Below are 10,896 nucleotides of genomic sequence, written 5' to 3'. Positions count from 1 at the left end.
ATAGCCGCTCCGGTAATAACTTTCTACATAGATTTGCTTCATCCGGACTCCCCATCTTCACCTCCCAGAGAGTCCAATATGTTTCTGAACTTTTGCATATATCCTGATATCCGTGCCTTAATTTAGCGGAAAAGGGGGTGTCCTCGGTGGATGGGAGATGATACTGAGTTTTGGGTGGCAACCTCGTTTTAGTCAGGTAACTATGCTTCGAATCCGATGCGCCTGCCGGGGCAACCGCGCCAGTCGCTGCGTTATTCATCTTCGAAAGTGTCAAACGCTTTTAGGTTTGTTCAGGCTTATCCGGCTGTTTTCCCTTGACGGCCCGGTAAAGCTTGATATAGGCCTTCTCCGTGGTGACCATTCCTTCCTTCACGGCCACGTCGACAAGAGGCAGGAAAGCCTCTATGCGCTCGGATTTATCCACTATCTCGATGATGATGGGCAGGTCCAGCGACAGGCGCAGGATATTGCTGGTGTGGATGCGCGAGGCGGCACCGTATCCGGCGATGCCGCGCAGCACCGTAGCGCCCGCCAGACCGCGCTGGCGCGCCTGGCGCACGATCCATTCGTAGAGCGGCAGGCCTTCGTAGCGGTCGCTTTCCCCAATAAAGATACGTAATAGCTGTCCTTCTTCAGGCAGAATCATGCGGGGCCTCCTATCCTCTGTACCAGATGGTAACTCAGCCAGGTGGCGGCAACACCAAGGATAACCTGAACAGTGATATTCAGCAATGCGGCCAGCGTGCGCCCGCCGCTGAAAAGGGAGGCGGTGTCGTAGCTGAAGCTGGAGAAGGTGGTGAACCCCCCGAGCACCCCAATCAGAAGAAAGGCGCGGCTGTTGGGCGTGAGGATGCCGCGGCTCTCGGCCAGGCCGGCCAGTATGCCGATGACGAGACAACCCAGCAGGTTGACCGACATGGTGCCGTAAGGGAACCACGAGTCCTGGGTAGCGCGCTGCACCCAGCCGCTTAAAAGATAACGCGCTATGGAACCCAGGAACCCGCCCGCTCCGACGAATAGCACTAAAACCATTTGACTCCTTCCATGTTACCATGTACCTAGAAGTAAGACTAGTCGACTAATAAACTAAGTTGTTGTCTTTGGTGTATACGCTCTTCTCACCAGTATGAGAAATGGGATGGCCGCAAGCTGTGCTCCAACCGAGAAAGCCATCAGCGCAGGGATGGAAATGTCGTAGAGCAGGCCCAGAAAGGCGCTTCCCAGAAACCACGAGACGCCATAAATGGTGTTGAAGATGCCATAGGCGGAGCCTCTCTTATCTGCCGGTGTCATATCCGCAATAGCGGCCCGCATCACCGATTCTTGCGCTCCCATGCCGATACCCCACAGCACCATACCGAAAAGGGCAAAGGTAAAGGTATTGGAGAAGGCAAACGGAGCGAAGAAAGCTGAGATAAGGGCGGCTACTATGAGGATGGGGATGCCTTTCCGGTCAAAGAGGCGACCAAAAATAAGCGCTGCGAGAGCATCTACGTCCATCGCTACGGCATAGAGAATTGGGATGAGCGCCACTGAAACGGCCCCGGTTTTCTCAAAATGGAAAGCAACAAGAGGGAAGTCAGCATAGCCCAAAGCAATAAACGCCATCGCTATGAGATAAAGCCAGAAGATACGGGTAAAACCCTTTGGTTGCGGACTGGCTGTCTCGATCTCCAGGCTGCGGGGATTAGGATATAAGAGCCGGGATGCGGTTAGGACGCTGATGGCAAGGAGCGCTGGAATCAGGAGGATGGCGTAGCCAGTCTGATAGGCTCCCTTGAGGTAGAGCACCAGGCTGACGATAAGCGGGCCGGTCACGGCACCTATCTGGTCCATCGCCTCATGCAGCCCGAAGCCCCATCCCCGCCCGGTCTGGCTGGTAGCGTGCGAGAGCATAGCATCGCGGGCAGGTGTGCGTATCGCTTTCCCCACACGCTCGGTAATCATGAGGAGAGCTGCTATTTCCCAATGCCCTGCCAGAGCCAGCAGGGGAACGGCCAGCAGGTTCACGATATAGCCCACAAAGGTAATCGCCCAGTATCTTTTCGTTCGATCACTGAGATAGCCTGAGACAAGCCGCAGGCCGTATCCGATAAGCTCCCCGAACCCGGACACAAAGCCGACGACGGCACCGCTGGCCCCCAAAATGGCGAGGTATTGGCCGTTGATACTCCGGGCGCCCTCGTAGGTCATATCGGCAAAGAGGCTGACGACGCCCAGAAGGACGACAAACTTAATTGCCGCGGTTTTTGAGATGCGGCTCTGGTCCTTTATATTCATAATTTTTTCCGGTTAAATTTACACCTGTTTATTTACATGGAACATATCGGCATAACAAGCCATCTATAAAATCCTCGTCCCAACTATCCCATTCATCAGGTGTCAAGTGTTTTGCTTGCCCCTTTTCTATCAATTTTTGCTTGAGTGCCCTATTACGGCTTAACTCACGTCTCAACCCCAACGTCATGGCCATATTTTGCGCGAAGTACTCACTGCATTGAAACCTCATGGCGGCATAGCGCGATAAGTTCAGTTCTTCCTTATTTTTTTCCAGTTCAGTCCGGCTCACTTCGGACAGGCCATATTTGAGCAGTAGCGGTATGCCCTCTTTCTCATGTCCGAAATAAAGAAAGCCCTGCCGCTCCAGGAACTCGTAAAGCTTCTGGTGAAACTCACTAGACATGGTGATTTTGAGGCGGATTTTATCACTCTCAGGCAGAGCTTCCAGGAACCTAACCGGCGAAGGCTGTGCAGATTGCGTCGCCTTATCGCCGCCGGGCACGCTTTGAGTATTCATTTCTTGCCCTGTTCTGCCAGAACCTGCTGAAGATGCCTATTTTGAGCTTCCAGTGACCTCAGCAGTTCATTATCCCGTTTGTACTGCTCGAAGAGCCGGCTGATAAGCGCGTAGTCCTGCCGGTAGTCGTCCATTACATAAAGCCAGTAATCGCTCATGCCTAGCTCTAGCGATTCCTGCAGGACCTCGTTGGTGGATGCACGCTCCTCAAGGGCGCGTTGCTGAAGCTTATTGTAAAGTGAGGCCTCTATGGTCGCCTCAACAATTATCTCAGAGGGCGCCGCTAGCCCCTTCTTTCTTCTAAGCAAATCCAACCGTCTCATGTATCAGTCCACGACTCCTGTTTCCTTTAGGATAGAGAGGGCGTAGAACGTGTATTCCAGGGTGGGGATGCCGATACGCGCCGTCCGGGCAAAGCCACCGCCGGGCCGCTGGCACGCCCGCACAAAAGCATCCCAGGCGCTTGCTGTCGAGGCTTTTATGTCCAGATTGCTGAGAGCTTTTATAAGCCAGAATGTCTGTTCCATAAAAATAGAGTTACCTGCCGCCAGACGCTTCTGGCAGTCAGCCTCCTGCGCCCTGAGGTATGCGGCAGTCAGGTGGCGGTTTTCAGGGGCAATGCCGAGCAAGCGGTAAATCGCCGTAGCGTAGTAGGTCGTGGCCAGGGGAGAGAGAGCCCGGCCGTAGCTGCCGTCTGTATTGGCAAAACCGGCCACAAACCGCGCCAAGTGGAGCCTGTTCATTTCTGCACCGATGGCTTGCAATACCAGTAGGGCGTGGTAAGTCGCTTCCAGTTCTGATGTTACCTCAATATACAGATTCTCTATCGAGCCAAATCCGCCCTCTTCATTTTGAAAACCCATGACCTTCAAACCGTAGTTTCGGGCCTCCCCCGTGAGACATCCGGCCTCACGCATGGCTTCTATTGTCATCCAGATGCCTGGCAGATTGTAGCTATCCTGGATAAGCTGGTCATAAAGAAACTGAACGGTAGAGTCACGGTTTTTCGGCTGGCGGCCGATGAGCGATAGACCAGAGAGCGCAAAATATGTATCCAGACCGCTTGCCGGCGGAACGCGGGCAAAACAGTAGCCGCCGTCGTTTAGATAACAACTTTCGATATACCGGAATGCCTGCCGCCGGAGAAGGCGGATTGTATGATTTTGCAGTGATGATGGTTTAATACCGGCTACAGTCATGATATTAATTCCACTGAATAAAAAATAGCCTCTACTGAATTCAGTAGAAGCTATTATCTCGCAATGAGCTGTTTGAGATTTTCTCAGGCGAGCTTCATCGCCCAATTCTTATTTAGTATAGGCTAGAGACAGGCTGCGGTCAAGCTCCTCGTCTCGGAACAATGTTAGCCTGCTTTGCGTCCTCGAGTTATGTCCCAAACAAAAGCCGCAAGGCAAACGAGGCCGAGGATGAAATCGCACACGGCCAGAGGCGTGAGCACTGTGCCGGCAGTCACAAAGAGGTAGCTGCCCCGCACCACGCCGCGGTACATCAGGAGCACCGCTCCGTTGGCGATAAAAAACAAACCGGCGGCGAGCAGTAAATAGCGTTTCATAATTAACTAAGTTGTTTGGTGTTTGAATCAGGCCGGTAAAAGGCGGAGGCCGCTTGCCTCCTTTTCGCTGAAATAATAGCGCCTGCGCATCTATATTTCAACAGTTTTTGAAGAGACATCTAACCGAGTAGTCACTTAATGGTCGCAAAAAATAGTCTCAGAGCAAAAAATATTACTGTCAACCATATCAACACGATAATTGATGCAACAATCCATTTAGCATTGTTACTGATATTACATACTCTAGCTTTTTCTCGGCACTCTTCGAATACTTCCTTCGGAATCATCTTTATCGACAAATATATCCCCGCTGGAACAATAAGTAAGTCATCTACGTAACCTATAGCTGGAATAAAATCAGGAATCAAATCTACTGGGCTTAAGGCATACCCAATTACCCCTGCCATAAAGATTTTTGCATACCAGGGGGTTCTGGTGTCTTTGTAGGCGAAACATAGGGCAAGCGTTTCACTTTTTAACTTGTTTACCCTTTGTTTCCAAGTCGTGATTAAGCTCAAATCTACACCTTACCTAACAATGCGTCAGTCGCCCGCGATTATACCCCAATGCTAATACCTTGCGGCTCGAAAGGCAGTCTGTGTTCTGACACTTTATAGATTATTCGGTATTCCATACACCAAATGTATTATTCCAGGTTATCACCCGTTTTCGTAACGGCTTTGGCTGCGTCCTGTCAGGAGGGCAGGAGGTTGCGGGTGGGGTAGAAGCCTGGTTTCATGCTTCGATGTGGAAAATAGTTCTGGCCAGGTAACCGATAGCAAACGCTATAGCCGAGACGCTGAGACTGATGAAGAGCATCTCCGCAAAGGTTTTCCTGAAATTCAGCTCTCTGGTAACCGAAATATGGTAGTTAAATATATAAATCACTATTACGGCATTGACGAGCATTAATCCCAGAGCGGCATAGGGATTGTCGAAGACCAGGTATGGATAAATGAGAAAAGCGACTGTAATCAGGTTGGCGGCGCTGGTATAAACGGCAGATTTGACCGGGTGCTGGTGGCCGTTCTCGGACTTGGTGGCCAGATATTCTGTGCCGCCCATGGCCAAAGACATGGCCAGGCCGGTTATCAGGCCGGTCAGGGCAATAAAGTTTGTATCATGCAGGGCCAGGGTAAGGCCTGAAAGCGCCGCGGTGAGCTCGATCAACGCTTCGTTTAGACCACGAACTATCGAACCGACATACTTGAGCCTTTCTTCATCTATGAGAGATACCAGTTCTCTTTCATGCCGGTCTTCATCCGCAACTACTGCACGAGCATCGGGTACCATCTTTGTGATACTTTGGTAATTGGTCTGCGCCTTTCCCTCCCCGCCTTCCATGAGTTTAATGCAAAATGTGATTCCGAACAGGCGCGATATTACATAATACTGCCATATTCTAATCCTGGATGGCCTGACATCTCTGCCGGTATATGATTTCCATAGGTTGTAGTGTCTCAGCTCATCCCTGGATATCTCGCTCAGAATACGCTTATTTTCGGCGTCTTTTTCGGAATAGGATAACTTTTTGTAGATGAAATGTTCCGTTATCTCATTTTTTTGCGCTGCCAGGAGCCTGCCCAGCGTTATTTGATCCAATCTTTTATTTTCCATAGTGTAAAGATTAGCATTAGCACGCCTTGAGTTGCAAAGGGATTAAATGTCATAATATTTCAACGATTCTACTCTCCTTTTTATAACTATTTTATCTGGCGCATCCTATACTGGCTTCAACATCGCCATCAGGGAGGGACTGCCGAGGCGTTTCACCAATCAGGGACGGCTGATTAAAACAGATACGGGAGGGAATATGAAAGTAAAGATAGACCGGGATTTATGTATTGGAGTAAGCAACTGCGTGGCCGTGGCGCCCAGGGTCTTCAAGCTTGACAAGGAAAACAAAGCCATTATACTCGACGCATCTGCGGCCGATGAAGAAACCTTGATGAAGGCAGCTGAAAGCTGCCCGGTAAATGCCATTATCCTCGAGGATGACGAAGGCCGCCAGCTTTATCCTTGAACTGATGCCTGAAAACCAGGCTCCAATCTAAATAAAACGGGGGAGAATTGCGGAGATATGAGAAAAATCTATCTGGATAATGCAGCGACTACCCCTATTCTGAGCGAGGTCCGCGAGGCAATGCTGCCTTACCTGGGCGAGGCTTTCGGCAACCCGTCCTCTATTCACGAGTGGGGAGATACGGCGCGCGAAGGCATGGAAACGGCCCGCGGCCAGGTGGCGCAACTAATCGGGGCCGACGCCAGCGAGATAATATTTACCAGCAGCGGCACGGAAAGCAACAACCTCGCAGTCAAGGGGCTGGCGCTGGCCCAGCAGGCCAAGGGCAAGCACATTGTACTTTCGGCCATCGAACACTTCTCTGTCCTGCATTCGGCGCGCACCCTGGAGAAATCGGGATTCGAGGTCAGCCTGGTGCCGGTGGACAAGTACGGCGTGGTTGACCCGCACGATGTGGAGCACGCCATCCGCAAAGATACAATCCTCGTCTCCGTCATGCACGCCAACAGCGAAGTGGGTACCATCGAGCCCATCCAGGAAATCGCCAAAATCACCCGGGAAAAGCGCGTGGTTTTCCACACCGATGCGGTGGCTGCCGCCGGGACGATAGCGGTAGATGTGAAGGAACTCGGCGTGGATGCTCTCAGCCTGGCGGCCAATCAATTCTACGGCCCGAAGGGGGCGGGTGCCCTGTGGGTGCGCAAGGGCGTGCGCATCATCCCGCTGCTTGACGGCGGCATCCAGGAGAACGGGCGGCGCGCCGGAACTGAAAACGTGCCGGCCATCGTCGGCATGGGCAAGTCGGCGGAACTGGCTCACTCCAATATGGCAGAGCGGATGGGGTACATCAGCGCCATGCGCGACCGCCTGCTGACCCAGCTGCCCGCCAGCATCAAGCACGTCATAGTTACAGGGCACCCCCGGCAGCGCTTACCGGGAAACGCCAGCTTTTGCGTGGAGTTCATCGAGGGTGAAGCTATGCTTATGCTGCTCAACAGCCAGGGGGTAGCCGTCACCAGCGGTTCCGCCTGCACCGCCAAAGCCCTCAAAGCCTCGCATGTGCTTATCGCCATGGGCATAGACCATGCCACAGCCCAGGGTTCCATGCTTTTCAGCTTCGGCATTGAGAACACTCTTCAGGATGTCGACTACGTCCTGGAGGTATTGCCGCCTATCGTAAACAGGCTGCGGGAAATGTCACCGGTCTATGATAAGTTCCTGAAGTCCAGCAAGGAAGGTCGCTAGTTATTCTCGCATCGCAGGCCGATATCCAAACCAAATTTTGAAGGAGGAAAAGAAATGGCCGAGAAAGAAAAGCTCACTCTGGTAGTCTTCAGCGGGGACCTGGACCATGCCCTGGCCGCTTTCATGCTGGCCACCACCGGCGCCAGTATGGGCATGGAGGTGAACATGTTTTTCACCTTCTGGGGGTTGAACATCATCAAAAAGAATGAGGGCAGCATCAAAAGCAAAGGGTTGATGCGGAATATGCTGAACATCATGAACCGCGGCGGCACCAAGCGGCTGAAGCTCTCCAGGTTCAATATGCTGGGAATGGGCACCTGGATGATAAAGCGCCTGATGAAAGATATACACATGCCGTCCCTCGATGAGATGATAACCATGGCTAACCAGATGGGAGTAAAGCTCATTGCCTGCACTACCACATGCGGTTTGATGGGGCTCGGCGAGGACGCTTTCCGCAGCGAAGTTACAACCTTGACCGGGGCGGCCTATTTCCTGAACGAGGCGCGCCAGTCGAAGACCACCCTCTTCATCTAGTCGGTTTTGTATAGAAGGTAAGGAGGAGCGAATGAAAGCAGACCACAGCCTGGACTGTATGGGACTATATTGCCCGATGCCTATTGTCAGGACCGCCGAGCAGATGAAGGAAATGAAGCCGGGGGAGATTCTGGAAGTGGTGGCTGACGATAAAGGCATAAAACTGGACATGCCGGCCTGGGCGCAGGCTACCGGAAACGAGTTTCTAGGTATCGAAGAGAAGAGCGGCGAGATAAAAGTCTACGTCAAAAAGACGCATGAATGAAAACGCTGCATGCCGGAGGTGCGATTCTGGAGGATTCTCGGTTTCCGAGACGATTTTGTCAGCCGCAACGAAATAAGAAGAGGTACGGTTCGGGGACTAAATTAGCAGGAGCCGGTGAGTCGTAAAAAATAACCGGATGCGTACCGGCCAGGATAATGTTATGTTTCGCTTTCCGGCTTTATACAGGCGTCTAAGGTCGGCACATCGCCCGATGGCTGGCTGGCTGGTGCGTTAGCGGCGAGGGGTTTGTCAGCCTCAGGAGTTGCCGCACCAGGCTGGTCGAAACCGGACTTATTCCACTTTTCAAACATGAGGTTCTGTTCATGGATGGCTTTGAGCATTTCATGTGAGGCGCTTGCCAAATCCTTCACAGCGGCGGTATGGCTTGCAAGATGCTGTGCGTACTCTCTCATGGCGGCGGCGAATTGCTCAAGCGCCTGCGCGCTCATCTTGCTAGCCTGCTGCTGACCTTTTATCAGCGTTTCGTTCTGCTCAAGGACTGGAGCAAATATCTTCTTTTGGGCATTCTTTCGTGCGCGGTCCAAGTCGTTGGCGAAGAGCTCAAACGCCAGAAGAAGAATGGCAAGAATAGCGAATGTCTGCCCCTGTTTACTTTGGAGAAAGAGTAAGACATGGCCCACGTAAGCCAACTGACCGCTGACCTCGCCGCGCAGGTCACTCGAAGGGACCACAAAAGGGTCTTCGTTAGTATTATCACCCTTTGTCTTGAAGGCTATGCCACCTTGAAACTCGGAAATTTGAATGACTCTGTGAGCAACCATGGGCGGGTAGTTATAGGTCTCTTGAATCAATGGGTGGACTTTAAAGACAATAACATCCCCTACTGCCACGTCGCTGGCTTGCTTTTCCTCAATGAGTATAGCATCGCCGTTTTTGAGTACGGGATACATACTGGTGCCGCTGACAGCCATAATTGGCATCCACTCCTTAACCGAGTAGATGCCAATTACCACAACAACTATTACCAAAAAGAGGAAAATGCCGCGTTTCACTGCAGCGCACCTAACCTCACATCAAGATAAAAACTCAGGCTGGTCGCTAGAGAAGATTGCTGACCCGGAGGCGGTCCCCCAGGAACCATAATACTAGCAAGAATGTAAAAAGTGGTCTGGCCGGTAACCGATGGGCTAAGAGATATTTCGCCAGACTGTTTGCTTAATATCCCACTAGCTCTCCAGTTAGTATCTGGAATAGCCGTGCTGCCATCGTAGTCCAAGGTGACCTGATTTGCCCCGGTACCCGGGTAGTAAATCTGGATCTGGATAAAAGAATTCGGATTGTTAAGGACCTTGCCCACATCATAAGAATTCGTTAAGAGGACGTTCATACGAATCAAGTTGCTGAACTGAGCGTTGCCCAGTTCAACTTTATACAATTCAACACCGCTGATCTTGTCAGCCATGCCGACGTTGATGGAAAATGTCTCACCAACCGGCGTGATGCTTGTGACCAGGGCGCCATTATCGCCCCCGGCAGTAACCGTGGGCCTAAACGAATTGCTAGTACTAGCCCAAGCCGTTACGCTGCTGACCAGTATAACTATTATTAGCCCTAATGTTAGCTGTGTGTGTCGTTTCACCCTAATCACCACTAGGGGGGAGCCCAAAAGCTCCCTCCCTAGTTCCCTACTATAGGCTATCAATCTACTATGCTTGCTTGACGTCTATGTAATATTGCGGCGCCAGGTAGCTGGAAGTGGCATTTATAGTAAAGAGCGAGCCATTATCGATGGTTATGACTCCTTTAGTGGAACCAGCAGGCAGAATGAAAGTAACGTAGCCATTCGATAGTGTCAGGTAGTAGTTGAGAATTGGAGCCGTGCCGGTTACCGCAGTCTCTTCAGCCCAGGTCTCTGAACCCGCGGCACCAGTGACCTTGTGGAAGTTGACGCCTAAGTTCAGGTAGGCGTAACCCTTGGCCAGGTCGCCGACATTGACAAGGTATAGTTGGACAAGCAGGTCGCCAGCATAGTCCTTCGGGTCAATGTAATACAGGTGTCCTGCCGTTACGGAAGAGGCAGTATTAACCATAGGGGTCCAGGCAGGAGTACTCGCGTACTTGTCCGCACTGGGGAAACCGGGGGTGCCCACGACGCCGGCGGCGGGCTTGGTCGTAGTTACCTGCGCAAATGCGGTACTGCTAGTCACGGTAGTGACACTCCCGGAGGTTGCAGTGTAGGCATAACTACCTGCAGTGGTTGCCAGCGTCAGGACCAGTGCTAGCAATAGATAAACTTTTCTTTTCATTTGTCACCTCGTATTATTGTCTAGTACTATTTACTACCATTTATCCGCAATCTTTAATAGTATAAAATAATTTTTATTTTGTCAAGTCTGCGGTATGTTTCCGTAGAAATCCGACAGTCCATGTAAAATCATGGACATGCAAAACGCCACTTTAATAACTCTATGCTGGGAGCTCTACGAGCAGGGCAT

General features: G+C 51.6%; 16 protein-coding genes. 4 read left to right on the top strand and 12 right to left on the bottom strand.

The annotated features are described in order from the left end of the window. Window positions 1-280: 280 nt before the first annotated feature. The 9 genes from C4542_04840 to C4542_04800 all read right to left on the bottom strand — a co-directional run bounded on the left by C4542_04840 (window position 281) and on the right by C4542_04800 (window position 5,987). Complete coding sequence (locus C4542_04840) at window positions 281-646, bottom strand: DUF190 domain-containing protein (protein ID RJO62156.1); 366 nt, start codon at window positions 644-646, stop codon at window positions 281-283. Further along, on the bottom strand, window positions 643-1,032 hold the full coding sequence (gene crcB, locus C4542_04835; GenBank protein RJO62155.1) for a fluoride efflux transporter CrcB: 390 nt from the start codon (window positions 1,030-1,032) through the stop codon (window positions 643-645). Before crcB ends, C4542_04840 begins: the two co-directional genes overlap by 4 nt. A gap of 54 nt (window positions 1,033-1,086) precedes the next feature. Continuing rightward, the gene (locus C4542_04830) at window positions 1,087-2,280 is read right to left on the bottom strand and encodes an MFS transporter (GenBank protein ID RJO62154.1); all 1,194 of its coding nucleotides are present in this window, start codon (window positions 2,278-2,280) and stop codon (window positions 1,087-1,089) included. Between the two features lie 28 nt (window positions 2,281-2,308). After that, window positions 2,309-2,797 (bottom strand): hypothetical protein, encoded by a 489-nt coding sequence (locus C4542_04825; GenBank protein RJO62153.1) that lies wholly within the window; start codon window positions 2,795-2,797, stop codon window positions 2,309-2,311. Then, window positions 2,794-3,120 carry a hypothetical protein gene (locus C4542_04820; GenBank protein RJO62152.1) on the bottom strand — a complete coding sequence of 109 codons (327 nt, stop codon included), beginning with the start codon at window positions 3,118-3,120 and terminating at the stop codon, window positions 2,794-2,796. The genes C4542_04825 and C4542_04820 overlap by 4 nt, the downstream gene beginning before the upstream one ends. Before the next feature lie 3 nt (window positions 3,121-3,123). Beyond that, on the bottom strand, window positions 3,124-3,996 hold the full coding sequence (locus tag C4542_04815) for a hypothetical protein (protein ID RJO62151.1): 873 nt from the start codon (window positions 3,994-3,996) through the stop codon (window positions 3,124-3,126). Between the two features lie 164 nt (window positions 3,997-4,160). After that, on the bottom strand, window positions 4,161-4,370 hold the full coding sequence (locus tag C4542_04810) for a hypothetical protein (GenBank protein ID RJO62150.1): 210 nt from the start codon (window positions 4,368-4,370) through the stop codon (window positions 4,161-4,163). Between the two features lie 131 nt (window positions 4,371-4,501). Beyond that, window positions 4,502-4,777, bottom strand: a complete 276-nt coding sequence (locus C4542_04805) for a DUF1232 domain-containing protein (GenBank protein ID RJO62157.1) — start codon at window positions 4,775-4,777, stop codon at window positions 4,502-4,504. 328 nt (window positions 4,778-5,105) lie between these two features. After that, window positions 5,106-5,987, bottom strand: a complete 882-nt coding sequence (locus tag C4542_04800) for a rubrerythrin family protein (protein ID RJO62149.1) — start codon at window positions 5,985-5,987, stop codon at window positions 5,106-5,108. A 196-nt stretch (window positions 5,988-6,183) separates the two neighbouring features. On the opposite strand from C4542_04800, the gene C4542_04795 reads away from it, so the two are divergent. Genes C4542_04795 through C4542_04780 form a run of 4 tightly spaced genes read left to right on the top strand, consistent with a single transcriptional unit; the run spans window position 6,184 to window position 8,440 of the window. Further along, the gene (locus tag C4542_04795) at window positions 6,184-6,393 is read left to right on the top strand and encodes a ferredoxin (protein RJO62148.1); all 210 of its coding nucleotides are present in this window, start codon (window positions 6,184-6,186) and stop codon (window positions 6,391-6,393) included. Between the two features lie 57 nt (window positions 6,394-6,450). After that, window positions 6,451-7,638, top strand: coding sequence for a cysteine desulfurase (locus C4542_04790; protein RJO62147.1), 1,188 nt, complete (start codon window positions 6,451-6,453; stop codon window positions 7,636-7,638). A gap of 54 nt (window positions 7,639-7,692) precedes the next feature. Further along, window positions 7,693-8,175, top strand: coding sequence for a hypothetical protein (locus tag C4542_04785; GenBank protein RJO62146.1), 483 nt, complete (start codon window positions 7,693-7,695; stop codon window positions 8,173-8,175). Between the two features lie 31 nt (window positions 8,176-8,206). Continuing rightward, window positions 8,207-8,440 (top strand): sulfurtransferase TusA family protein, encoded by a 234-nt coding sequence (locus C4542_04780; GenBank protein ID RJO62145.1) that lies wholly within the window; start codon window positions 8,207-8,209, stop codon window positions 8,438-8,440. Window positions 8,441-8,598: 158 nt separating this feature from the next. On the opposite strand, the gene C4542_04775 is transcribed toward C4542_04780, so the two are convergent. The 3 genes from C4542_04775 to C4542_04765 are packed head-to-tail and all read right to left on the bottom strand — an operon-like array spanning window position 8,599 to window position 10,707. Beyond that, a complete protein-coding gene (locus C4542_04775; GenBank protein RJO62144.1) occupies window positions 8,599-9,453 on the bottom strand; it encodes a signal peptidase I in 855 nt (284 codons plus the stop codon). Further along, window positions 9,450-10,067, bottom strand: a complete 618-nt coding sequence (locus C4542_04770) for a hypothetical protein (protein RJO62143.1) — start codon at window positions 10,065-10,067, stop codon at window positions 9,450-9,452. The genes C4542_04775 and C4542_04770 overlap by 4 nt, the downstream gene beginning before the upstream one ends. A gap of 40 nt (window positions 10,068-10,107) precedes the next feature. Beyond that, window positions 10,108-10,707 carry a hypothetical protein gene (locus C4542_04765; GenBank protein RJO62142.1) on the bottom strand — a complete coding sequence of 200 codons (600 nt, stop codon included), beginning with the start codon at window positions 10,705-10,707 and terminating at the stop codon, window positions 10,108-10,110. Window positions 10,708-10,896: the final 189 nt, after the last annotated feature.

It is taken from the genome of Dehalococcoidia bacterium (genome assembly GCA_003597995.1).
In the GTDB taxonomy this organism is placed as follows: Bacteria; Chloroflexota; Dehalococcoidia; order Dehalococcoidales; family UBA1222; genus SURF-27.
This window is presented reverse-complemented; position numbering and strand designations above follow the sequence as displayed.